Origin of the sequence: Streptomyces sp. NPDC101166 (assembly GCF_044768125.1) — a bacterium.
Lineage (GTDB): Bacteria > Actinomycetota > Actinomycetes > Streptomycetales > Streptomycetaceae > Streptomyces.
This window is the reverse complement of the sequence record NZ_JBIWPF010000034.1, coordinates 1-23676: the sequence shown is the minus strand read 5'-3', so window position 1 is coordinate 23676 and position 23676 is coordinate 1. Positions and strand designations below refer to the sequence as shown.

The window sequence follows — 23676 nt, the reverse complement described above, 5'->3', positions numbered from 1 at the left end:
GCCATGAACAACTCCTTTCTCAACACGGCCCGGTTGCTCGCGGCGGGCCTGCGCGCCCTGCTCGTGCTGACCCTGGTGACGGGCGTCCTCTACCCGCTGGCCGTCACCGGCGTCGCCCAGAGCCTGTTCCGCGACAAGGCCGACGGCTCCGAGATCTCGGCGCAGGGCCGGGTCGTCGGCTCCTCCCTCATCGGACAGGCCTACGACCTGCCCCTGACGAAGGGGCAGGAGACCCCCGCGCCCGACCTGAAGTGGTTCCAGGGCCGCCCGCAGAACGGCCTCGGCGTCAACAGCGTCAACACGCGGTACAAGCTGATCCTCTCCGGCGCGACCAACCGCTCCGGCGACGACCGGGAGCTCATCGAGTGGGTGAAGGCGGCCAAGGCGGCCGTCGTCAAGGACAACTCGGTTCCCGGCCACCCGGTGCGGCCCTCCCAGGTGCCCGCCGACGCCGTCACCTCCTCGGGGTCCGGCCTCGACCCGGACATCTCCCCGGCCTACGCCGAACTGCAGGTGCGCCGCGTGGCGGCACGCAACGGCCTGCCCGTCACGCGGGTCGAGAAGCTGGTGAAGGACTGCACACAGGGCCGCACCCTCGGCTTCATCGGTGAGCCCCGGGTCAACGTCCTCGAACTCAACGTCGCCCTCCGGGGGCTGACCACAGACCGCTGACGACACGGGCGCTCCCGGTCCGCCAAGGCGCGGGCCTGGGATGCGCAACACCGGAAGGTTCGCTGTTGAGAGCGAATGTTTCGCCCGCTTCGCCTCCTATCCTTCACGACTCGTATCCCGTCTTCTGACTGCGGGATCAGCGAGATGATCCGCCGCACGGTTCCGACCGTCGGAGGATTCGCTGTGTTCAAGGGGTTGCCACCCGTCGGAGCCTGTCTCTAGGGTGCGGCAGCAGCGAACCTTTCTGGATCAGCGTCGAAACTTTCGATCTCGGTGGACGGTCGTGGGGGCCGTCCCGTACTCAAGGAGCGCACCATGGGCGACCCGGCACTCTCCCGCCGAGGCTTCCTGGCGGCCTCCGCCGCGGCCGGTGTGGGCATGACGGCACTGAGCGCCTGCGGCGGCGGCTCGGACGGAGGGTCGTCGGGGACGACCACGATCGAGTGGTGGAACATCTCCACCACCCAACCCGCCAAGGACGTGTGGGCTCTCCTCGCCAAGCAGTTCGAGAAGCAGAATCCCCAAGTCAAGGTCAAAATAGTCCAGTTGGAGAACGACGCCTACAAGTCGAAGATGACGGCGCTGACCGCCTCGGGCAAACTGCCCGACATCTTCCACACCTGGGGCGGCGGCGTCCTGAAGCAGCAGATCGACGCCGGACTCGTCGAGGACCTGACCGACCGCACCAAGGACTGGTCGCAGGGGCTGCTCCCGGTGGCCAGGAAGCCGTACCTGGTCGACGAGAAGGTCTACGGCATCCCGTTCGACATCGGCATGATCGGCTTCTGGTACAACAAGTCCCTCTTCCGGCGGGCCGGCATCGCGGCGCCCCCCACCACCTGGAGCGGATTCCTCGACGCCGTGAAGAAGCTGAAGGCCGCCGGCATCACTCCGCTCGCCCTGGCGGGCAAGGAGAAGTGGCCCGGCATGTACTACTGGGCCTATCTCGCCATGCGCACCGCCGGGATCGACGCCCTTCAAAAGGCCAGCGACAGCAAGGACTTCACCGGCGAAGGGTTCGTCCAGGCCGGGCAGCACCTTCAGGAACTCGTCGACCTCCAGCCGTTCCAGAAGGGCTTCCTCGGCGCCGCCTACTCCACCCCGGCCGGCCAGGCCGCCGCCGTCGGCAACGGCAAGGCCGCGATGGAACTCATGGGCCAGTGGGCCCCGGTGGTGCAGGCCGACGCGGGCAAGGGGCTGGGCGCCGACCTCGGCTTCTTCCCGTTCCCGGAGGTCCAGGGCGGCAAGGGCGCGCTCACCGAGGTGTTCGGCGGGGGCGGCGGCCACGCCCTGCGTGCGGGCGCGCCGCAAGCGGCCGTCGACTTCCTGAAGTTCTTCGCCTCCGCCGCCACCGACACCGAACTGGTCAAGAAGACCGGCGTGCTGCCCATCGTCCCGGCCGCCGAGAGCGCGCTCACCGACCCCAACCTCACAGCCGTACAAGCCCAGTTGAAGGCGGCCACCGGATTCCAGCTCTACCTGGACCAGGCGTACGCGCCCGCCGTCGGCCAGGAGGTCAACGACAGCGTCGCCGCGCTCATCGCGGGGTCCCGCTCAGCGCAGCAGGTCACGGAGTCGATCACCAAGGTCGCGAAGGAAGAGCAGTAGGCCGCGATGACCTCGACCTTCCTCCCGGACGAGCGCAAGGGCCCCGGCGAGAGCAACGGCCCCGACGACGGCCCTGCGGCCACCGCCTCCGAGGCGGCGGCCCGGGGCCGGGCGCGGCGGCGGACGTCGAACTGGCTGACCGCCGTCGGCCTCCAGGCTCCCGCTCTGGTGCTGTTCGGCGTGCTGGTGCTGCTGCCGATGCTGTTCGCGCTGTACGCCGCGTTCTTCCGCTGGGGCGGCTTCGGCATGCCCGAGGACTTCGTCGGCGGCGACAACTTCACCAGGCTCTTCAAGGACCCGGTGTTCCTGGGCGACCTGTGGCGCTGTCTGGTCCTGGTGCTGCTCTCCCTCGCCCTGCAGCTGCCGTTCGCGCTCGCCCTGGCCGTCGCCCTCAACCAGCGCATCCGCGGCCGGGCCGTGTACCGGATGCTGTTCTTCGCGCCCTACATCCTCTCCGAGGCGATCACCGGCGTGCTGTTCGGCATGATCTTCGCTCCGGACGACGGCCTCGCCGACCAGGTGCTCGACGCGGTCGGCCTGGACGGCGCCGGCGGCCAGTGGTTCGCCGACCCGTCCACCGTCATGGCCACCCTGTTCCTCGTCATGACATGGAAGTACTTCGGCTTCCACATGATGCTCTACCTGGCCGGACTCCAGTCCATCCCGGCCGAGTTGACCGAGGCGGCCCTCATCGACGGGGCCGGGCCCTGGCAGCGGTTCCGGCACATCACCCTGCCGCTGCTCGGACCGACCCTGCGCATCAGCGTCTTCCTGTCCGTCATCGGCGCGATCCAGCTCTTCGACCTGGTCTGGGTCACCACCGCGGGCGGCCCCGACCACCACTCCGAGACGATGGCCGTGACCATGTTCCAGTACGGCTTCAAGCGCTACCAGGTCGGCTACGCCAGCGCGATCAGCGTGGCGATGTTCGCCGTCTGCCTCGTCTTCGCCCTCGCCTACCAGCGGTTCGTGCTCCGCCGGGACCTCGAGGGCGCCACCACGACCCTGCGAGGAGGCGGCTCGTGAGCGCCCGCAAGTCCGGACGTACCTTTCCGCTGCACGTCGTCCTCGTAGCCGTCGCGACGGTGATGGTCGTGCCCCTGGTCTACGCCGTGCTGTCCGGCTTCAAGTCCACCGACGAGCTCTCCCGCAACCCCGTCGGACTGCCCGACACCTGGGTCACCTCCAACTACACCGACATCCTGGGCGGCGGCGACTTCTGGCGGCTGCTCGGCAGCAGCACGCTGATCGCCGTCGGGACGACCGTCGTCGTGGTCGCCGTGTCCGCACTCGCGGCGTTCTCCTTCGCCCGCTTCGCCTTCCGCGGCCGCGAGGCGCTGTTCACCCTGTTCACGATGGGGCTGATGTTCCCCTTCGCCGTAGCCGCCCTGCCCCTCTTCCTGCTCCTGCGCTCGCTGGACCTGCTCGACAACCCCCTCGGCGTGATCCTGCCGCAGGCCGCGTTCGGGCTGCCGATGACCATCGTCATCCTGCGCGGCTTCTTCCGGGAGATCCCGGCCGAGCTGGAGGAGGCGGCCACCATCGACGGCTGCGGCCCGCTCGGCTTCTTCTGGCGGATCCTGCTGCCCATGGCCCGCCCCGCCCTCGGCACGGTCTCCGTCCTCGCCGTGGTCGGCAGCTGGAACAACTTCCTCCTGCCGCTGCTGGTCTTCACCGACTCCACCTGGTGGACGATCCCGATCGGCGTCCAGCAGTTCCAGGGCCAGTACTCGGCGGAGTACGCCCGTGTCTTCGCCTATCTGGTCCTCGCCATGGTCCCCGCCCTGGCCCTCTACTCCGTCGCCGAGCGCCAGCTCGTCGGCGGGCTCACCGCCGGCGCCAGCAAGGGATGACGCCCGCCCGCGGACGCACGGCACCAGCACCCCCGTACGGCTCACCCACACCCCGCACCGTGAGGAGTCGCACCATGCCCAGCACCACCCGCCCCTCCCGTCTCCGGCTCGGATTCGCCGGAGCCCTCGCCGCCCTGCTCGTCGCCGCCGGAACCGCCGGCGGCCCCGCCGCCCAGGCGGGAGAGCAGCACCGCGCGAAGACCCTCGGCGACCTGGCGCAGCGCCACGGCCGCTACTTCGGCAGCGCCACCGACAACCCCGTGCTCACCGACACCGCCTACACGAAGATCCTCGGCCACGAGTTCGGCATGATCACCCCCGGCAACGGCATGAAGTGGGACGCCACCGAACCCCGGCAGGGCGTCTTCGACTTCACCAAGGGCGACGAGGTCCTGGAGTTCGCCCGTGCCAACCGGCAGAAGGTCCGCGGCCACACCCTCGTCTGGCACAACCAGCTGCCCGGCTGGCTCACGAGCAGGCAGTGGACGGCGGACGAACTGCGGGCCGTGCTGAAGAACCACATCCAGACCGAGGTGCGCCACTACCGGGGCAAGGTCTACGCCTGGGACGTCGTCAACGAGGCCTTCAACGAGGACGGCACCTGGCGCGAGTCGATCTTCTACAAGACCCTGGGCCCCGGTTACATCGCCGACGCCCTGCGCTGGGCCCACGAGGCCGACCCGAAGGCCAAGCTCTACGTCAACGACTACAACGTCGAGGCCGTCGGCCCGAAGAGCGACGCCTACTACGCCCTCGCCAAGCAGCTCAAGGCCCAGCGCGTCCCGCTCCACGGCTTCGGCCTCCAGGCGCACCTGGCGCTCCAGTACGGCTATCCGACCACGCTGGAGGACAACCTCCGCCGCTTCGCCCGGCTCGGCCTGGACACCGCGCTCACCGAGGTCGACGTACGGATGCTGCTGCCCGCGACGGAGGAGAAGCTGGCCCAACAGGCCGACTGGTACCGGGACCTGACGAAGGCGTGCCTCGCGGTGCGGCGGTGCATCGGCATCACCGTGTGGGACTGGACCGACAAGTACTCGTGGATCCCGGCGTTCTTCCCCGGCGAGGGGGCCGCCCTGCCCTGGGACGAGCAGTTCGCGCCGAAGCCGGCGTACCACGCGATCCGGGACGCGTTGAAGCGGCGCTGACGACCCCTGCAAGGGGCCTCCACCATAGGTCTTTCGCCAAGGGAGCCTTCACCTCACGGAGCTTTCACCGCGCCGTGGCCGGCGGCGCGGTGCTGGAGCGCACCACCAGCTCCGTGCCCAACTCCACCCGCGGCGAGTCCGGGCGCTCGCCGCGGGCCAGGCGCAGCACCGTGCGCACGGCCAGCTTGCCCATGTCGGCCAGGGGCTGACGCACGGTGGTCAACGGCGGTGCGGACCAGCGCACTTCGGGCAGGTCGTCGAAACCGACCACGCTCATGTCCTCCGGCACCCGCAGTCCGCGCCGGCGCAGCGCCTCGATCGCGCCGAGAGCCATCTGGTCGCTGGCCGCGAACAGTGCCGTCGGCGGCTCGGGCAGGTCGAGCAGGGCGGTGCACCCGGTGCATCCCGACTCGGGCCGGAAGTCGCCGGTCACGACCAGGGACTCGTCGACGCCGAGGCCCGCCGCCTCCAGGGCCGCCCGGTAGCCGTCGAACCGGGCGCGGGAGCACAGCAGTCGGGGCGGACCGGCGATCAATCCGATCCTTCGGTGGCCGAGGGACAGCAGGTGCTCGGTCGCGGCCAGTCCGCCCGACCAGTTGGCGGCGCCGATGGTGGGGGTGTCGAAAGCCGGGGAGCCGGTCGGGTCGACCACCACGAGCGGCACTCCCAGGATGCGCAACTGCTCGTGCAGGGTGGGCTCCAGGGCCGAGGTGACGAGGATGACGCCGTCCGAGGCGCGGGCGCGCAGATTGCGCAGCCACTCCCGGGCGTCGCCCGAACGCCCGTGGATCGCCGACACCACGGTGCCCGCGCCCGCCGCGTGCGCGGCCTCCTCCACGCCGCGGATGATCTCCACCGCCCAAGGGCTGTCGAGGTCGTTGAAGACCAGGTCGAGCAGGGTGGCGCGGGCCGGGGCGGAGGGGGCGGGACGCTTGCGGTAGCCGTGCAGGCGCAGCAGGTCCTCGACCCTGGCCCGGGTCTCGGGCGCCACGTCGGAGCGGCCGTTGACCACCCGGGACACTGTCGGCACCGAGACGCCGGCCCGCCGGGCGATCTCCGTGATGGTCACCTTGCCCCGGGACGCGGGCGCCGTGTCGTCCGTTGTCACTTCCCCACCTCCGTAGCGCCGCTGCGGGCGCCGGCGCGAAACTTCCAGGAGTCTTCCGGAAAGTGGGCGGTCGGGGGAAGACGGGCAGGAGGGGAATCGGTCGGCTACGGCCTGTGACCGGCTCCGGACGCGCGTCGGGGCCGGTGCGCAGCGGCGGCTGCGGCCCGGCCCCTCGGTACACCGGCCGGCGTCGCTCGACGCCGGCCGGCCAGGCTCCGGGGGCGCGCCCCGGGGATGCGGGTGCCTGAGGGCTGTCCCGTAATCCCTGGCGGGCGTGCGACGACAGCTACGGCACCTCGCCGCGTTGTCGGAACGTCCGCATACATCCCGTATGCGGACGTCCCTCCGCCTTGCGATGCACCGCATCTGACGCCGCACGCTGATCCACCAGGGATTACGGGACAGCCCTTAGGCGGCGGTCACCACGCGGCCGGCGTCGAGCGGGCGGTGCGGCGCGATGATCTGGCCGTCGGGGAGGAGCTCACCGGTGTCCTCGAAGAGCAGGACGCCGTTGCACAGCAGGCTCCAGCCCTGCTCCGGGTGGTGCGCCAGGAGACGGGCGGATTCCCGGTCGGCGGAGTCGGCTGTGGGGCACGGTGGCTTGTGCTGGCACATGGAGGAGATCTTTCGCTCTGTCGTGAGATGTGAGGTGTCTGTCGGGTGTATCGCGTCGGTCGAGTGTGTCGCGTCTGTCCCGCGGCGTGAAACGTCGTTCAAGGCCGCCCCCCGTTGTGATAAGTCGGTCGGAACCCAGTGTTGCCCCACGGGCGTCGATCCGCAGGGATTTCGCTGCACCGCCTCTCACAGGTTCATGACGCATCACCCACCCGGACGGTTCATCCCGACCGCACTGTCACTTCGGGTGGTTTCCGGTGGCCCGATGGGGCTAGTTCGTGTGTGCAGAATGGTCGGCCCGTCGGTCGGCAGCACCGCTACCACAGGCCAGCCGTTGCAAGATCACCTGACGCATGGACTGTTCGGCCTCCGGTTGTCTCAACTGTCGTGCTCTACAGCCGAGTTCATTCAGAATGATCAGTCAGGCGTCGGTCGAGGCTTCCCGGTGATGTGCACGACAGCCAGGCGAGTCGGCCTTGCCGGCGAGTTCGTGTGCGATGGTCCGGAGGGGGATGCAGGGGGGCAGCATCGGCTTTGCCCTGCGGCCCGAGCGGTGTGGACCGAGGGGCTTCGTGCGAGATTGCAGCGGCTCGAAAAGGTCGGCGAGTTGCCGCCGACCTTTTCCGGCGGGGCTGTATTCCACTGGCTGGTTGCCGGCGCTCTCCTGGGCCGTGAACACCGGGGGTAGAGCGAACGTATGTCGTCCGTGGACGCTTCACTCTTTCCTTGAGCGGGCACCCTCACCTTTTCCCAGCCACACTCGACCGTCTCGTCGAAAACACCTTACGAGCGGCAAAAATCGCCACGGAGAAGCATCTCGACACACGCCCAGGTGGCACTTTTCGGACGCAAGCCACTTCATCAGGCACTTCTGTCGACACCGAATCACTGCAGGCGGCGCCGCTGTTTCACCAACCGGAAGTGCACGATGGCGATGGTGTCGGTCGGCTCGATCCGGGGGTAGTGAAACCGCAGCCTGTCGTGGAGCTCGGCGAGATCACGGAAACCGTCCGCTCGGGCGTCCGACTCGCTCAGCCGGGCGACCGTCTTGGCGATGACCTGCGTGACGACACCCGGTAGTGCCACCTCATCGTCCGACTCGAACACCAGGCTCACCGGGCCGGTCTCCACCGGGTCATGGAAACGTACCGTGGTCGTCTTCCGTTCGGCGCGTACCGCATCGAGATAATCGGGATGGAAGTACAGGGTCTGAGTCGCCGTCGAGTGCTGCCATGAAGTGCTGTCGTCCATTCGGCGCACCCTAAAGGAGCGAGCAAGCCCTCCGCGTCGCATTATCCGGTGGATGGCTCGGGCCCGGGTCTGCTGATCACGAGCGGTGCCGTGCCCCGCCGCCGCGGCGGTCGGGGCACGACGAGGCGGTCGGGGCGGTCAGGCCGGGGCGGGGGAGCCGAGCAGGGGGGCCGGCGGCGTCACCCGCAGGGTCAGCACCGGCAGCAACTCGGCTACCCGGTGCGGCCGGTGGGCCGCGATCCCGGGCGGCGCGGGGGCCAGCGGAACCAGCAGATCGGTCGCCGCGGGGTGCCCCGCGACGCCGTCGGAGGCGCAGTCGCCGTGCAGCCACAGGGTGAGCATGTAGAGGCCGGGCACGGACAGCAGTCTCGCCTGGTACGGCTGGGGCGTCGACTCGGCCTGGCGCAGGGCCCGTTCGGTGGAGGCGATGTACGGGCCCTCGAAGAAGTGCGAGAACGCCCAGCCGTCCGCGGTCAGTCGGGTCTCGGCCGCGGCCACCGCCCGGTCGCCGCAGCGGATCAGGAACCGCCAGCCGGCCAGCCGGGTCGCCGACACGCCCTCGGAGGTGATCCGGTCCAGCACATGCAGGGGCAGGGGGAGTTCGGGAACGGCCGGCCCCTCGGCGTCACGCAGCGAGGGGGTCCTCGCCGCACTGACCGCAGTGGGCGAAGCAAGGGCTGTGAGGACGGAGCGCAGGGCGGGCGCGGGAGCCGGGGGGACATGCAGCGGCATGGTGGGTCGCCTCTCATTCGACAGGCACGGTGGCGCGAGGGCGGGGGCGGACGGCGCTGTCAGCTCTCGGGGAAGGTCACAGAGGTGGTGGCCGGGGTGAGGGAACCGACAGACACGTGCGGCCTGCCGTCCGTCGCCACGACGGAACGACAGGCTCCTTCGACCGAGGGCGCCCACCTTCTCTGCCTTGTTCGCGGAGTTTATACGACACGTGTTCAGACTGTGTTTCGACTAGCCGGTCCCGGGGCACCCGGCAAGAGTCTATTCGGTCGACGGTACGCGTGAATCATCCCGATTCAGAGCGGGGCGCGAGGCCGTGACCTCGGGATATGGTGATGACGCGGTCGGCCTATTCGCATCGTCGTTTTTCACGAGTTCTTCATCCGGTGAACCGGTGACGAAACGTCGGTGAAACAGCGTTCTGCCGCATGCCCCGTGAATGTGCCTCCGGTCACGTCCGCTCAGGTTAGCGGTCGGCGCGGCCCGACGGGGACGTTATCGATCGGGAAGGCTGGGCATCATCCCACGTGACCCCGGGACATCCGGCGGCCGGACCACCGGCCCGCCACGCGAGGAGGGAAGCTTCGATGGGGGAGAAGGTCGTGGCAGGCGGGTTCGACCTGTCCGATCGGCAGCGCTACCGCGACAAGCTGCGGCAGTGCCTCACGGGGCTGGAGCGGCTCCTGGCTCAGCAGCGCTTCGACCGCCCCAAGAACCTCATGGGGCTCGAGATCGAACTGAATCTCGCGGGTGCCGACGGGCTGCCGAAAATGCTGAACGGAGAAGTGCTGGAGAGGATCGCCAGCCGCGATTTCCAAACAGAACTCGCCATGTTCAACCTGGAAGTGAACATAGCTCCACACCGGTTGGGCGGGCGGGTATTCGACCGGCTGGCCGAGGAACTCCGCACGTCGCTGGCATATGCCCATCGGAAGGCCGGAGAGGTCGACGCGGGAATCGTGATGATCGGCATTCTGCCGACTCTGGACCGTGACGACCTCGTCACGTCCAACCTTTCCGACGTGGACCGCTACACCCTTCTCAACGACCAGATCGTCGCGGCCCGCGGCGAGGAGTTCTCCCTCGACATCGACGGCGTCGAGCAGCTGTCGTGCACGTCGAAGTCGATCGTCCCCGAGGCGGCCTGCACCTCCGTGCAGCTGCACCTCCAGGTGACCCCCTCCCGGTTCCCCGACGTGTGGAACGCGGCCCAGGCCGTCGCCGCCGTCCAGGTGGCCGTCGGGGCCAACTCGCCGTTCCTCTTCGGCCGCGAACTGTGGCGCGAGTCCCGCCCGCCGGTCTTCCAGCAGGCCACCGACACCCGCCCGCCGGAACTCCAGGCGCAGGGCGTGCGACCGCGGACCTGGTTCGGGGAGCGGTGGATCAGTTCGGCGTACGAACTGTTCGAGGAGAACCTGCGCTACTTCCCGGCGCTGCTGCCGATCTGCGACGACGAGGACCCGCTGGAGGTCTTGGACGCCGGCGGCGTCCCCAAACTCGCCGAGCTCGTCCTGCACAACGGCACCGTCTACCGCTGGAACCGCCCCGTCTACGGCATCGCCGACGGCCTCCCCCACCTGCGGGTGGAGAACCGGGTGCTGCCCGCCGGGCCCACCGTCTCCGACGTCGTCGCCAACGCGGCCTTCTACTACGGCCTCGTCCGCGCCCTCGCCGAGGACTCCCGGCCGGTATGGACGCGTATGCCGTTCGAGACCGCCGCCGCCAACTTCGACACCGCCTGCCGGTACGGCATCGACGCCCGGCTGCAGTGGCCGCGGCGGGGGCGGCTCGGCGGCACGGCCGAGGTCGACGTGGTGAGCCTCGTCCGCGAGGAGCTGCTGCCGCTGGCCGAGGCGGGACTGGACGCGTGGGGAGTGGAGCCCGCCGACCGCGACCATTACCTGGGCATCATCGAGGAGCGGTGCCGACGGCGCACCAACGGGGCGAGCTGGCAGGTGGAGACGTTCCACCGGGCGCTCGAGGCCGGTATGTCCCGGGAGGCGGCCCTCGCGGCCACCACCCGCCGCTACGCCGAACTGTCGCACCAGGGCGAGCCCGCTCACACCTGGCCGGTGGGCCTGCCGGAGCCGGTGCCTGCGGGCTGACGCTCCGCCCGGTGCGGCGGGGCCGTCGGACGGGTGCGGCTGCGTGGGGGCTGGTCGCACGGTTCCCCGCGCCCCTGGACGTCGCTCCGTCCCTGGACGTCGCCCTCGCTCCGTCCCTGGACGTCGCCCCGCCTCCGGGCGGGGTGGCGCAGCGGGCTGCCTTAGGCCGCTCCGCAACGCCGGCTGTCGACAGCGGGCTGATCCCCTCCGGCCCCTCTGTCACGCCGTCCGGTGCGGCCGGCCGCCACGACCACGCGCCGACACGGGGGTCGCCGACGCCCGCCCCGCACTGATCGGGCAAGCTGTGACGTCCCATGGCGGTGGCGCCCTCCCTGCCGACCCCGGCGCCGGTCTCGTCCGGCCGCCCGGCATGCGAAGCGAAGGTGCGCCCCGTACTCGACTGGAAGCAGGTGTGCAGGTGGAGACGGGCGCGGTGGCCGGTTCCTTTCCCCAACAGCCGCTCTCGCGACGGATGCTCCGGGACGAGACGCTGCTCGTCCTGGGGCTTTCGCTCGGTGCGAGCGGTGTGTCCGCCCTGATCAGCTTTGTCGGCTCGGTCACGAAACCCGGAGGCCTGAAGGACCAGGCCGCGACCCTCAACGCCTCGGCCGCGCCCGGCCGTCCCTGGCTCGATCTCGCCTGGCAGCTCTTCGGGATCACCACGGCGCTGATCCCCGTCGCCCTTGTCGCGCACCTCCTGCTGCGCGAGGGACAGGGGCTGCGCACCCTCGGCTTCGACCGTACCCGGCCCTGGCCGGACCTCGGCCGGGGCGCCGCCGTCGCGGCAGGGATCGGCAGCACCGGCATCGCCTTCTACCTCGCGGCGAGGCAACTCGGCTTCAACCTCACGGTGGTGCCCGAGGCGCTGCCCGACGTGTGGTGGAAGTTCCCGGTGCTGATCCTCTCCGCGATGCAGAACGCGATCCTGGAAGAGGTCATCGTCGTCGGCTACCTGCTGCGCCGGCTCGACCAACTGGGCTGGAGCCCGACCGGGTCGCTGGCGGCCAGCTCCGTGCTGCGCGGCTCGTACCACCTCTACCAGGGCATCGGCGGCTTCGTGGGCAACATGGTGATGGGCGTGGTGTTCGTGTTCCTGTACCGGCGGTGGGGCCGCGTCGGCCCTCTGGTGGTGGCGCACTCACTGCTCGACATCGGCGCGTTCGTCGGCTACGCGCTGCTGGCGGGGAAGGTGTCGTGGCTGCCGGTGATGTGAGGCGCCACCGGTCCTCGGGCGGCGGAGTGGTCAGCGGGAGGGCTCGGGGACCAGCAGCTCGCCCTCGATGACGGTGACCGCGCGGCCGCTCAGCAAGGTGCGCTCGCCGCGCAGGCGCGTGCTCACGAGACCGGAGCGGCGCGAGGCCTGAAGACCGGTGAGCTCGGGGCGGCCCAGCCGTTCGGACCAGTACGGCGCCAGGGCTGTGTGGGCGCTGCCGGTGACCGGATCCTCGTCGATGCCGACGTTCGGGAAGAAGCAACGGGAGACGAAGTCGTAGCCGCGCGCCGGATCCTCGGCGCGGGCGGTGGCGATCACCCCGCGCGCGGAGTGCGCGCCGAGCGAGCTGAGGTCGGGGGCGAGCGCGTGGACCGTCTTCTCGTCGGCGAGTTCGACCAGCAGGTCTCCGACGTTCGGCCCCGTGTCGAACGCGGCGAGCGGTTGCGCGCCGAGGGCCTCGCCGATGCCTTCCGTGATCTCCACGCGGGTGAGCGGCGCGGTCGGGAAGTCCAGGGCGATCGAGCCGTCCGCGGCTGGTGTCGCGACGAGGACGCCGCTGCGCGTCGCGAACCGCACCGGTCCCTCGTGCGCGCGCGTGGAGTGCAGGACGTGCGCGGTGGCGAGTGTGGCGTGACCGCACATCGCCACCTCGGCGACCGGCGTGAACCAGCGCAGCGCCCAGTCCGCCTCGCCGCCCGCCGGCAGCGGATGGGCGAACGCCGTCTCGGCGTGGTTGACCTCCATGGCGACGTCCTGGAGCCAGTCGTCGCCCGGGAAGGCGTCGAGCAGGAGGACCCCGGCCGGGTTCCCGGCGAAGGGGCGGTCGGTGAAGGCGTCGACGATTCGAATGCGCATGCGGCCGACGGTAGGGGGCGGGACGAGCGGCGGACCAAGGCCAATCGGCGAGTCCTGGACCGTTTTCCCCCGATCGCCCGACCCGGCGGCGGAACCATCCGGTTGAGCCCGCACGTTGAGCGGAAGACGGCCGCAGATGGTGACGGGGCGGTACGTCCGTACGGCGGCGAGCCGGGCGTACGGCGAGGCGGCGGTACGGCGAGGGGGAGCGGCGTGGGGGCGGCACTGAACGGCACGACAGGCGGGGACACCGGCGGGGCCGCCCGCGGGACAGCCGGGGCAGACGAGACAGCGGCGGCCGGCACCGTCGTGCTGACCGGGGCGACCGGTTTCATCGGCTCGCACACCCTGCGGGCGCTGTGCGCGCTGCCGGCCGGTCCGAGCCGGCCCCGCGTGAGAGCGCTGGTGCGCAGGCTCCCCGAGGACGGGGCGGCTCTGCCCGTCGAGTGGTTCCGCGGAGACGCGACCGACCCGGCGGGGCTGCGCGGGCTGTGTGAGGGAGCGCGGACGCTGATCCACCTCGCCTCGTACATCGGCGGGGACGAGCAGCGCTGCGAGGCAGTCAACGTGCACGGCACCCGCGCCCTGATGGCGGAGGCCGCGCGTGCAGGGGTCCGCCGGGTGGTGCATCTGTCGACGGCCGCTGTCTACGGCGCCGGCCCGCACCGGGGCGTCGCCGTCGACGAGGCGCCGGCCGAGCCGGTCTCCGCGGCGAGCAGGACCAGACTGGCCGGGGAAGCCTGCGCCCGGGAGGCGGGCGCCGTGGTGCTGCGGCCCGGGCTCGTGCTGGGCGAGGGGGACCGCTGGGTCGTCCCCGGGCTGCGGGAATTCGTCGAGCGGGTGCCCGCCGAGTGGGACGGCGGGCGCGCGCTGCTGTCCGTGGTGGACGTCGGCGACCTCGCCCGGCTGATCGCCGCCGTCGCCGTCGGGCCGCACGAGGTGCCGCCCGGCGTGTACCACGTGGGCCATCCGGAGCCCGTCCGCACAGGCGACTTGCTGGCGAGGCTGTCGGCGTACGACGTCCTGCCGCCCCGCCCGTCCGCCGACTGGCCGTGGCCCAGGTGCCTGGAACACCTGCGGGCCACCCCCGGCCGCGCCTCGGAACGCCAGTTCGCGCTGGTCGGCCGGGACCACTGGTACCTGTCCGACGACATATGGAGGCTGACCCGGGAAACGCCGGGCCCCGGCCCGCTGGCCCGGCTCGCGGAGTCGGCGAGCTGGTACCGCGAGCACCTGACGACCCTTGGGTGGTGACGTGCGCGGAGCCGGGTCGGTGCGGAGAGCCGCGTCCGGGCCGATGGGTAGCGGTCGAACCGTCTCCGAGATGGTCTGACCTGCGCCGATGTCCGCGGCAGCGCGGTGTCGGCCGGATGCTGGGATGCTGGGAGCACCGCTGCCCACGACCTGACGACCAGGGGCGGTGAACGCCATGGCTGAGCTGGAGGAGAGCGGTGAGAGCGGTACGCGGTCGACGCCGCCGTACGCCGACCCGCTGGGAGACCCCTATCTGCGCACACGGTTCGCCGTCCCGGCCCGGCCGCTGACCTTCCTGCGGCGCGAACGGCTGGTCAGGCATCTCGACCAGGCGCTGCACACGCCGCTGACCATGGTCAACGGCGCCGCCGGGGCGGGCAAGACCCTGCTGGTCGCCGACTGGGCCGCGGCGCGGCCGGAGTGCCTCGCCTGGCTCACCACCGACGAGGCGGACCAGGGCCCGGGCATGTTCTGGGCGTATCTCCTCCAGGCGCTGCGCTCCTGCATGCCGGAGATGCCCGCCGACGTCGGCTGCCCGGCGGACCCGAGCCGCGTGCCCCACACCCTGCTGACGCGGCTCGCCGCCGCACTCAGCGCCCGGGAGCGGCCGGTGACCTTGGTGCTCGACGAGTACGACCGGGTGACCGATCCGGAGATCGCGGAGCAACTGGAGTTCGTCCTGCACCACGCGGGGCTCGGCCTGCGCCTCGTCCTCGTCACGCGCAACGAACCGCTGCTGCCGCTGCACCGCTATCGGGCGGCGGGCGAACTGACCGAGATCAGAGGCGGTGAGCTGGCGTTCACCCCGCAGGAGGCGGCCGAGGTGCTGGCCCTGCACGGGCTGCGCCTGCCGGAGCACGCGGCGCGCGCGCTGGTGGAGCGGACCGGCGGCTGGGCCGCAGGGCTGAGGCTGTGCGCCATGGCGGCGCTGGAGAGCCCGGATCCGCACACCTATCTCAAGGAGTTCGAGGCAGACCGCAGTCCCGTCGCGGACTTCCTGCTCGCGGAGGTGCTCAAGCGGCAGAGCGCTGAGACTCAGGACCTGCTGCTGCGGGTGAGCGTGCTCGACCGTTTCGATCCGCAGCTCGCGAACGCGCTGACGCAGCGCGGCGACGCCGAGCCCATCCTGAGCGCCCTGGAGCGCGAGAACGCGTTCGTCGAGCATCTCGGACACGCCTCGTACCGCCTCCACCCGCTGTTCGGGGAGATCCTCCGGGCCCATCTGCGGGTGCGCTCCCCGGGCCTGGAGCCCGTGCTCCACCAGAGGGCCGCGCGATGGCTCCGCCGCTCCGGACACCTCACCGAGACCCTCACCCACGGTGCGGCCGCGGGGGACTGGGAGTTCAGCGCGCGGGCCCTGGTCGACGACCTCGCGCTCGGCCAGTTCTTCACCGGCCTGCGCTCCGACGACCTGGCCGAGTTGTTCTCCCGGATGGACCCCGGGATCAGGAGCACGGCCACCGACCTCGTCCGAGCTGCCCGCGAGTTCGCCCGCGGCGACCTCGACGCCGGTCTGCCCCACCTCGACCGAGCCCGGCACGGCCTCATGCGCGAAGACCAGTCGGTGGAACGCCGGGCCGCCGGAGCACTGTACGAGGCGGAACACCCCGCGCTCGACCCGTCCGAGTCGGCGGCCGCCCGGCTCAGCTGCGCCCTGCTCGAAGCGCTGGCCGCCCGGCTGACCGGCTCGCCCGACAGGGCCGAGGCGGCCGGAGAGGAAGCGGGAGAACTGCGGACGAAGGTCCGCGGCCCGCTCCTGGACAGACACCCCGAACTCTTCGCGCTCCTGCTGACCCACCTGGGCTCGGCGCGACTGTGGGCCGGACACCACGACGCCGCCCGCGACGCCCTCGCCGCGGCGGTCGGCGTGCCCGGCGGCGCCTCGACGGCGCTTCCACGTGAGGACGCCTTGGGCCGCCTCGCCCTGATCGACCATCTGAACGGCTGGCCCGGCAGGGCCGAACGCAGGGCCCGGGCGGCGCTGGCCGAGACGGAGCGGTTCGGCCTGCCCCAGCCGTCCGGCTCCGGCATGGGGCGGCTGGTCCTCGCCGCCGTCGCCGTGGAACGCGGCGAACAGGCCCGCGCCCAGGCCCTGCTCGACGCGGCGGGCGAGGCGCACCCCGCACTGCGGGACCCCGTCCTGGCGGCCTGCCGCGCCGCCGTCACCGCCCGGTTGCGTCTCGCGCGCGGCGACGCCCGGGCCGCGCTCCAAGCGGTGGAGACGTCCGTCCGGGCCGAAGCGGCATCCCCTTGGGCGGAAGGGCAGCGGGCGCTCGTCGCCGCCGCCGTGCACCTGTCCGAAGGGCGGCCGGACGCCGCGGCCGGACTGCTGCTCGCCGTCACCGACGACCAGCCGGCCTGCACCGTGCAGGCGGCACGGGCCCTGCTCGCGGCGGGCCGGCCCGCGGCCGCGGCGGACCTGCTCGACGGACTGCGCCCCGAGAACGGCCTCGGCCCCGCCGTGACCGTACGGGCCACCCTGGTCAGAGCGCAGGCCGCCGACGCGGCCGGCGAACCCGTGAGAGCGTGCAGGCTCGTCGCCCAGGCCCTCGGCGAGGCCCGCCGTGAACTGCTGCGCCGCCCCTTCCTGGACGCCGGGCCGTGGATCCGGCCCCACCTCGACTCGGCGACCCTGCGGCCGTACGCGGAGGGCTGGCTCCTCCCCGCCAGCGCCACCACGCCCTCCGAGGACGCCGACCGGCCGCCAGTAGTGGAGGAACTCAGCGGAAGGGAACGAGACGTGCTGGCGCGGCTCGCGCAGATGATGTCCACGGAGGAGATCGCCGGCGACCTGTACGTCTCGGTGAACACGGTCAAGACCCACCTCAAGAGCGCCTACCGCAAGCTGTCCGTGAACCGCCGCAACGACGCCGTCCGCCGCGCCCGGGAACTGGGCCTCCTGTGACCGCCGTGCGGCTGCTGAACGCCGCATCGCCCGACCGGTGGACTCGCGGGGCGGGCGTCGTCACGGTCCGGGTGCCGTCATCCAGCGCCACTGCGTGAACTGTTCCAGGCTGGCCGTGCCGCCGATGCGGGAGGTGTTGCCCGAGATGCCCATACCGCCGAAGGGCGCGTTCGCGGCATCTTTGGCGGACACGTCGTTGATGTGGATCATTCCGGTACGCAGCCGCTGCGCGACGGCGACGGCTCGCGGCACCGATCCCGAGTGGACGGCGGCGGTCAGACCGTAGGCCGTGTCGTTGGCCACCTCGACGGCCTCGTCCTCGGTGCGGACCGGGATGACCGGAGCGACGGGCCCGAAGATCTCCTCGGTGAAGACCGGCATGGTCCGGTCGACGCGGTCGAGCACGGTCGGCGGGTAGAAGAGCCCCTCGCGTGGGCCTCCGGACAGCACGCGTGCTCCGGCCGCGACGCTCTCCTCCACGATCCGCTCGATCCGGGCCGCCTGCCGTTCGCTGATGACAGGGCCGAGAGCCACGCCGTCCTCGCGGGGATCGCCGGTCCGCAGCGCCTCACCCTGCCGGACGAGCGCCTCCGTGTAGGCCTCGACGACGTCCGTGTGGACCACGTGGCGTCCGGCCGCGACGCAGGCCTGGCCCTGGTAGCCGAAGGAGCTCACGGCTCCCGCCGCAGCGGCCGCCTCCACGTCGGCGTCCGCCAGGACGACGATCGAGTTCTTGCCGCCCAGTTCCAGGGACACGCGCTTGAGCCCTTCGCCCGCGACCCGGGCCACTTCGCGCCCGGCCGGGGTGGAGCCGGTGAAGCAGACCATCGCGACGTGCCGGTCGGCGGCGACCGCCCGCCCGACCTCCGCGCCGCCGGGTAGGACGTGCAGAACGCCCTCGGGCAGCCCGGCCTCCCGGAACAGTTGCGCGACGAGGACGCCGCCGGACACCGGCGTGAGGGGGGCGGGCTTGAGCAGCGCCGTGTTGCCGAGGGCCAGCGCGGGCGCCAGGGCCCGCATCGCGAAGAGCAGCGGCGCGTTCCAGGCAGTGATGACTCCCACCACTCCCAGCGGCACCCGCCACGCCAGGCTGGTGGTGCCGGGGGACTGCGGCGTGAGGACCTCGCCGAGGGGACGGGAGGCGAGTCCGATGGCGTGCTGGAGCTGAGCGAGTCCGGCGGCGATCTCGTAGTCGCCCTTGGCCGGGACGCCCGCCGTTTCCCGCACGATCCACTCACGGATCGCGCCGCTGTGCTCACGCAGGGCGCCGACCGCGCGCATCAGCATCCCCGCACGCTCGGACGGCGGGGTCGCCCCCCATTCCGAAGCGGCCCGCGCGGCACTGTCGGCGGCCCGTTCGACATCCCTGGGGGAGGCGTGTCCCACCCGCGCCAGCGGCGCGCCCGTGGCCGGTTCGACCACCTGGTGGATCCCGCCCTCAGAGGTCCGCCAGCCTTCGCTGTAGATCTTTCCCGTCCACTCGGCCGGGTTCGGCCAGGTCTGCTCGCCGGTGAGAGTCATGGCGCCGCCCTCCAGCCCTTCGGTCGGATTTCGGGTCCGGCTCGCCCCGCACCCCGGTTCAGCGGTGCGGTCCGTTAAATCCAGAATGGGGCTTCCATCGTTTTCGGCACATACATCGTTCGGCAAGCATGTGATGTCTGGCGCGTATGAAGCCGTGCAATGCCGTATATGTTCCCATTCCCCTTCGGGTAGGCGTTGTTTTCATCCCATCAAGATGGTTGACGTGGCCGGGTCATGTGTAAGAGGTTCAGGCGCGAGGCTTCGCACCCGCACCCCTGATTCAGGAGTAGGACCATGCCGTCAGCAAGTCCGTCCCGCCGCTCCGTACTGACCGCCGCCGGGGTCACCGCCGCCGCCGCGGCGCTGCCCGTCGCGGCCGGCTCTCCCGCCGAGGCCGCGGTCGGCCCGCAGGCCGGCCTGAGCAGGCTGGTCGACATGCGGTTCGGTATGTTCAACCACTTCAACATGGGGACGTTCACCGACGAGGAGTGGGCCGCGCCCCACCAGAACCCCAAGCTCTTCGCCCCTAGCGGGGTGGACTGCGCGCAGTGGGCCGCGGCGGCGAAGGCCGCGAGGATGAGCTACGGCGTCCTGACCACCAAGCATCACGACGGCTTCTGCCTGTGGCCGTCCGAGTACAACGACTACAACGTCGCCAACAGCGGTTACCCGCAGGACATCGTCGCCCGGTACACGAAGGCCTTCCGCAAGGAAGGGCTCCGGGTGGGCCTGTACTTCTCGATCTGGGACCGCTCCTACAGCGTGCAGGGGTACGACAGCCGGCACGGGGTCGGTGCGGACCAGTACGTCGTGCCCTCCGACGTGACCTACATCCTCGACCAGATCACCGAGCTGCTGACGAACTACGGCACCGTCGACATGTTCGTCACGGACGGCTACGGCTGGCAGATGGGCCAGCAGGCCGTCTCCTACCAGCGGATCCGCGAGCACGTGAAGTCCCTCCAGCCGGACATCGTCATGATCGACCACGGCGGTCTCTCCGTGCCCTTCCTGGGTGACGCGATCTACTTCGAGGAGCCGCTCGGCATCACGGCCCCGGCGGGAAACACGCACGCGGCGCTGCAGGGGCAGACGATCAGCGACGGATGGTTCTGGCACCCCTCGACCCCGACCACCGACCCCGCCAGCAAGGCGTCGCTCCTGTCCCATCTCGTCGATCTGGAGCCGAAGTACACATCGTTCATCCTGAACTGCCCGCCCAACCGCGACGGCAGGCTGGACGACAACATCGTCAAGCGGCTGGCCGAGGTGGGCGCGGCCTGGCGGCCGGACAGGTCCCGCAAGCCGCTACCGCCCCAACTGCCGCGTGCCGAGCACCCGGTGACTCCGGTCAGCGCCTACGCGACCGGCTTCCACACCGGCGAGGGGCCGATGCGCGCGATCGACGGCCTCAGCGACAAGGGGTATGAGACATGCTGGTCCACGTGGTCGCTGAACCTGCCGCAGTCGATCACCGTCGACCTCGGCGGAGTCTGGAGCGACGTCTCCACGCTGGAGTACCTGCCCAAGCAGTGGAACCGCAACAACTCCACCGACGGCGACATCATCTCGTACGCGATCCACACCAGCACCGACGGCACCCGGTTCACCAAGGTCGCTGAGGGCATCTGGGGCGGCAGCCAGGCGACGAAGGTCGTCGAGTGGACCCCGAGGAACGTGGGCTTCGTCCGGATCGAGGCAGTGGAGGCCACCGGTGGCTACGCCAACCTCGGCGGCGTGCACATCGGCGGCAGGAAGAGGAAGCCGAAGCTGCTCTCGCGGGTGCTGCCGGGGGACACGACGGTGTACCGGCTGGTGAACCGCGCCGGCGGCGGAGTGGCCGACGTCCTCGACGCGGGCACCGCCGACGGGACCGACGTCCGCCAGCGGCCCTGGATGAACCAGGCCAACCAGAAGTGGACCTTCACCTCCACAGGCGACGGCTACTACAAGATCCGCAGTGTGGGCAGTGGCAAGCTGCTGGAGGTGGCCCAACTCTCGCGGGCGGACGGCGGCAACGTCGGCATCTGGTCCGACGACAGCGTCCCGCAACAGCACTGGGCCGTGACACCGACCGGCGACGGCTACCACCACCTCACCAACCGGCTCTCCGGACTCGCGCTGAACGTCGACGGCGGCTCGACGGCGGACGGCGCCGACATCAACCAGTGGACCTACACACGGGCGACACGACAGCAGTGGCAGATCGTGGCCGTGTGAGCCATGTCAGGGCTACCGGACGTGGAGCGGCAGTTCTCGGTGGAAGACGGCCATCGCCTGGCCGGGGCCGTTGTAGTCATCGACGAACTTCGCATTGAAGCCGAGGCGGCGGTGGAAGGCGATCGAGCCGGTGTTCTCGATCGACGTGATCGCCTTCAACCGCCGTGCACCGTGGCGTTCCGCCGCTTCGGCGAACGCCGTGTACAGACGACGCCCGAGACCGGTGCCACGGGCGTCGTCCCGTGTGGCGATCAGATGCGCGTACCCGGTGCCGTCCGGGGTGACGAATCCGAAGATGTACCCGCGGATTCCGTCCTCGGCTCGGGCGACCAGGCAGGTGGAACCGAACTCCTGCACCAGTGCGAGAAGATGGAGCGACCGAAGGTCGCGTTCGCCCCAGTAACGGGGGTGATCGGTCAGGACCTGATGCAAGTCGGCCACGTCGGCCGTCGCGATGTGTATCCCCATGGTGACGATCATGGCAGTGGCTCGGCCGCTGCAGGCGAAAGCCCGCTTCCTAAGAGTGGGTTGTCACGTACTGGTCCGACGACAACTCGAACACCCGGACTCGCCGACCGCAGGTGGGATTGACCGTCTCACGGACCGGATGCATTCCCAGTTTGGTCATGATCCGTTCGGAGGCGTCGTTGCCCACTTGAGCGATGCTGACGAGCCGATCCAGCCCTCGTTCCTGGAAGCCGAACCGTACAGCGGCCGCAGCGGCTTCCGTGGCCAGGCCCTGCCCCCAGTGGGAACGTCCCAGCCGCCAGCCGACCTCGACCGCCGGAAGCACCTCCGGCAAGAATTCGGGCACCGAAAGACCGGTGAACCCGGCCAGTTCGCCGGTGGACCGGATCTCCACGGCGAAGAGGCCGAAGCCCTGTGACTCCCACTCGCTCTCCCATGCCTGGATCCCGTCGCGGGTCTGCTGTTCGTCACGGACGCTGCCGTCACGGATCCACCGCATGACCTTGGGGTCGGCATTGACGGCAGCCATCGGCGCAACGTCTTCCTCGCGCCAGCGACGCAGGATCAAACGGGAAGTCTCGAGCCTGACCATCCGACCATTCTGGATCACGGACCGGGCCGCAGGCGGTCAGCTACCGCATGACGGGCCGGCCGGTGTGCTGTTGTGCCAATGGCGGCGGTCAGTCGAACTGGCCCTCCCTCCTAGTCCTCCGGTTCCCAGGCGCGGAGCAGGTCGAGCAGCTGCGGGTCCCCGTCGAGTCGCAGGGTGTCCGCCGGAATGCGGTCGTACAGGTAGAGGACCAGATCACTGGCCGTGCCGCGTACGGAGACGCCTGCCGCGTCCGGGTCCTCGTCGGCAGAGGGCAGCCGGGTGGTCCGTGCACCGTCGCCGTCGGCCGTGAGGCGCCAGGAGCGGCCCTCGGTGGCGTGGAAGTCGAAGGCGGTGGGCTTGTGCGGCCAGGCGCTCGTCGTGAAGCAGGTGATGAACAGGGTCTCCTCGACACCGTCGAGCGCCACCTCGACGGGCAGTGAGGCCGGCTCGCCCACGGTGAGCTGGGCGTCGTAGGTGTGCACCGCGAGCTCCTGGACCTGGTGCCGGGCGACGCCGCCGGCGGTGTGCGGCGTCTGTGTGTTGCCCCAGCCGGTGAAGCAGCCCTGATCCGGACCGGCCTCCCGCAGGGCCGTCAGCAACAGCTCGGTCGAGGCGGCCAGCCAGGCCGGCACGGCCTCGCGCTCCTGCGGCGCGACCGCGTCACCCTGGGCCGGGGTCCTGGACGTGGCGTCCGGCCCGGCGGCGACGGTGGCGGCCCAGCGGCGGCGGCCCTCGCCGATGTGCTGCACCAGGTCGAACAGCGTCCACCCGGGGCAGGTCGGCACGGGCAGGTCGAGGCTGGGCGCGGCGGCGATCGCGGCGCGGAACGCGGTTGCCCGTTCGTCGATCAGCCGCAGCAGATCGGGAAACTCAAGAGTCTTGTGCACAGCGGTAGTTCTAACATCTTGATCCATTTGCCCGACAGCAGTTTTCCCAGCCGGTACGGCGGCGGACACCGGCCCGGGCGACCGCTGCGGCTTCGAAGGGTTGCTCCTCGGCCCGGCCTCTGCGAACGCCGCACCAGAGGCCTTAAGACCTGTGATGCAGGGCGATCGGCCGATGGCCGCGCGAGAGTCTGATCCCTAGGCTGCTGAGCTGGAATCGGCAGCTCAGGAAGAGGTCACGATGCCCGTCAACGGTCGTAGTCACATCCGCGTGGCCCGGCCCTCTCGGGACCTGGCGGTGGCCGAGCGGTTCTGGGTGCGGGGGCTGGGACTCGGTGTGGTGTGGCGGGCCGAGCGCGGGCCGGAACCCGGTGGGCACGACCTGCTGATGGTGGGCTGGCCGGACGCCGACTGGCATCTGGAGCCAAGGGCTGTCCCGTAACCCCTGGCGGGCGTGCGACGACAGCTACGGCACCTCGCCGAACGTCCGCATACATCCAGTATGCGGACGTCCCTCCGCCTTGCGATGCATCGCATCTGACGCCGCACACTGATCCACCAGGGATTACGGGACAGCCCTTAGAAGTCATCTCAATTGGCGACTGGCGGCGTGCATAGTGGCTGGCAGACGGGCTGCGATGGCGGTTGAATGCGTCGGTGAGCGACTACTGG

Annotated in this window: 19 protein-coding genes and 1 pseudogene; 11 read left to right on the top strand and 9 right to left on the bottom strand. The window is 70.8% G+C overall.

The window, feature by feature from the left end; genetic code table 11:
- Positions 1–3: 3 nt before the first annotated feature.
- From ACIRS4_RS34665 to ACIRS4_RS34645, 5 genes are all read left to right on the top strand, one after another.
- On the top strand, positions 4–672 hold the full coding sequence (locus tag ACIRS4_RS34665; RefSeq protein WP_404203645.1) for a potassium-transporting ATPase subunit C: 669 nt from the start codon (positions 4–6) through the stop codon (positions 670–672).
- A 315-nt stretch (positions 673–987) separates the two neighbouring features.
- Positions 988–2280 carry an extracellular solute-binding protein gene (locus tag ACIRS4_RS34660; RefSeq protein ID WP_404203643.1) on the top strand — a complete coding sequence of 431 codons (1293 nt, stop codon included), beginning with the start codon at positions 988–990 and terminating at the stop codon, positions 2278–2280.
- A gap of 6 nt (positions 2281–2286) precedes the next feature.
- Positions 2287–3306: a carbohydrate ABC transporter permease gene (locus ACIRS4_RS34655; protein WP_404203641.1), complete on the top strand. Its 1020-nt coding sequence runs from the start codon at positions 2287–2289 to the stop codon at positions 3304–3306.
- Between the two features lie 62 nt (positions 3307–3368).
- Positions 3369–4133, top strand: a complete 765-nt coding sequence (locus ACIRS4_RS34650) for a carbohydrate ABC transporter permease (protein WP_404203681.1) — start codon at positions 3369–3371, stop codon at positions 4131–4133.
- A 74-nt stretch (positions 4134–4207) separates the two neighbouring features.
- Complete coding sequence (locus ACIRS4_RS34645) at positions 4208–5281, top strand: endo-1,4-beta-xylanase (protein ID WP_404203639.1); 1074 nt, start codon at positions 4208–4210, stop codon at positions 5279–5281.
- A 64-nt stretch (positions 5282–5345) separates the two neighbouring features.
- Here the strand turns inward: ACIRS4_RS34645 and ACIRS4_RS34640 are convergent, their stop codons facing one another.
- The 4 genes from ACIRS4_RS34640 to ACIRS4_RS34625 form a co-directional block, all read right to left on the bottom strand.
- Positions 5346–6389 (bottom strand): LacI family DNA-binding transcriptional regulator, encoded by a 1044-nt coding sequence (locus ACIRS4_RS34640; protein ID WP_404203637.1) that lies wholly within the window; start codon positions 6387–6389, stop codon positions 5346–5348.
- A gap of 408 nt (positions 6390–6797) precedes the next feature.
- Positions 6798–7004, bottom strand: a complete 207-nt coding sequence (locus ACIRS4_RS34635) for a DUF5999 family protein (protein WP_404203635.1) — start codon at positions 7002–7004, stop codon at positions 6798–6800.
- Between the two features lie 885 nt (positions 7005–7889).
- Positions 7890–8255, bottom strand: coding sequence for an ASCH domain-containing protein (locus ACIRS4_RS34630; protein ID WP_404203633.1), 366 nt, complete (start codon positions 8253–8255; stop codon positions 7890–7892).
- A 138-nt stretch (positions 8256–8393) separates the two neighbouring features.
- Positions 8394–8987, bottom strand: coding sequence for a hypothetical protein (locus tag ACIRS4_RS34625; RefSeq protein WP_404203631.1), 594 nt, complete (start codon positions 8985–8987; stop codon positions 8394–8396).
- A gap of 587 nt (positions 8988–9574) precedes the next feature.
- Here ACIRS4_RS34625 and ACIRS4_RS34620 point away from each other — a divergent pair.
- Together ACIRS4_RS34620 and ACIRS4_RS34615 are read left to right on the top strand one after the other, a co-directional pair.
- Positions 9575–11092 carry a glutamate-cysteine ligase family protein gene (locus ACIRS4_RS34620; RefSeq protein WP_404203629.1) on the top strand — a complete coding sequence of 506 codons (1518 nt, stop codon included), beginning with the start codon at positions 9575–9577 and terminating at the stop codon, positions 11090–11092.
- A 412-nt stretch (positions 11093–11504) separates the two neighbouring features.
- Positions 11505–12305 carry a CPBP family intramembrane glutamic endopeptidase gene (locus ACIRS4_RS34615; RefSeq protein ID WP_404203627.1) on the top strand — a complete coding sequence of 267 codons (801 nt, stop codon included), beginning with the start codon at positions 11505–11507 and terminating at the stop codon, positions 12303–12305.
- Between the two features lie 30 nt (positions 12306–12335).
- Here ACIRS4_RS34615 and ACIRS4_RS34610 read toward each other — a convergent pair whose 3' ends face one another.
- Positions 12336–13160, bottom strand: a complete 825-nt coding sequence (locus tag ACIRS4_RS34610) for a PhzF family phenazine biosynthesis protein (protein ID WP_404203625.1) — start codon at positions 13158–13160, stop codon at positions 12336–12338.
- Between the two features lie 213 nt (positions 13161–13373).
- Here ACIRS4_RS34610 and ACIRS4_RS34605 point away from each other — a divergent pair, with 213 nt between their 5' ends.
- Both ACIRS4_RS34605 and ACIRS4_RS34600 read left to right on the top strand, forming a co-directional pair.
- Positions 13374–14414, top strand: coding sequence for an NAD-dependent epimerase/dehydratase family protein (locus ACIRS4_RS34605; RefSeq protein ID WP_404203623.1), 1041 nt, complete (start codon positions 13374–13376; stop codon positions 14412–14414).
- A 175-nt stretch (positions 14415–14589) separates the two neighbouring features.
- Entirely contained in the window at positions 14590–17319 is a 2730-nt protein-coding gene (locus ACIRS4_RS34600) for a LuxR C-terminal-related transcriptional regulator (RefSeq protein ID WP_404203621.1), read from the top strand.
- Positions 17320–17379: 60 nt separating this feature from the next.
- Here ACIRS4_RS34600 and ACIRS4_RS34595 read toward each other — a convergent pair whose 3' ends face one another.
- The gene (locus ACIRS4_RS34595) at positions 17380–18840 is read right to left on the bottom strand and encodes an aldehyde dehydrogenase family protein (RefSeq protein WP_404203619.1); all 1461 of its coding nucleotides are present in this window, start codon (positions 18838–18840) and stop codon (positions 17380–17382) included.
- A 294-nt stretch (positions 18841–19134) separates the two neighbouring features.
- On the opposite strand from ACIRS4_RS34595, the gene ACIRS4_RS34590 reads away from it, so the two are divergent.
- Positions 19135–21060, top strand: a complete 1926-nt coding sequence (locus ACIRS4_RS34590) for an alpha-L-fucosidase (protein ID WP_404203616.1) — start codon at positions 19135–19137, stop codon at positions 21058–21060.
- Between the two features lie 12 nt (positions 21061–21072).
- On the opposite strand, the gene ACIRS4_RS34585 is transcribed toward ACIRS4_RS34590, so the two are convergent.
- The 3 genes from ACIRS4_RS34585 to ACIRS4_RS34575 form a co-directional block, all read right to left on the bottom strand.
- Positions 21073–21540 carry a GNAT family N-acetyltransferase gene (locus ACIRS4_RS34585; protein WP_404203614.1) on the bottom strand — a complete coding sequence of 156 codons (468 nt, stop codon included), beginning with the start codon at positions 21538–21540 and terminating at the stop codon, positions 21073–21075.
- A 37-nt stretch (positions 21541–21577) separates the two neighbouring features.
- On the bottom strand, positions 21578–22120 hold the full coding sequence (locus ACIRS4_RS34580) for a GNAT family N-acetyltransferase (protein WP_404203612.1): 543 nt from the start codon (positions 22118–22120) through the stop codon (positions 21578–21580).
- Positions 22121–22230: 110 nt separating this feature from the next.
- Positions 22231–23007 carry a maleylpyruvate isomerase family mycothiol-dependent enzyme gene (locus ACIRS4_RS34575; protein ID WP_404203610.1) on the bottom strand — a complete coding sequence of 259 codons (777 nt, stop codon included), beginning with the start codon at positions 23005–23007 and terminating at the stop codon, positions 22231–22233.
- A gap of 238 nt (positions 23008–23245) precedes the next feature.
- On the opposite strand from ACIRS4_RS34575, the pseudogene ACIRS4_RS34570 reads away from it, so the two are divergent.
- Positions 23246–23428, top strand: a pseudogene (locus tag ACIRS4_RS34570) (VOC family protein); the annotation flags it as partial.
- Positions 23429–23676 lie beyond the last annotated feature (248 nt).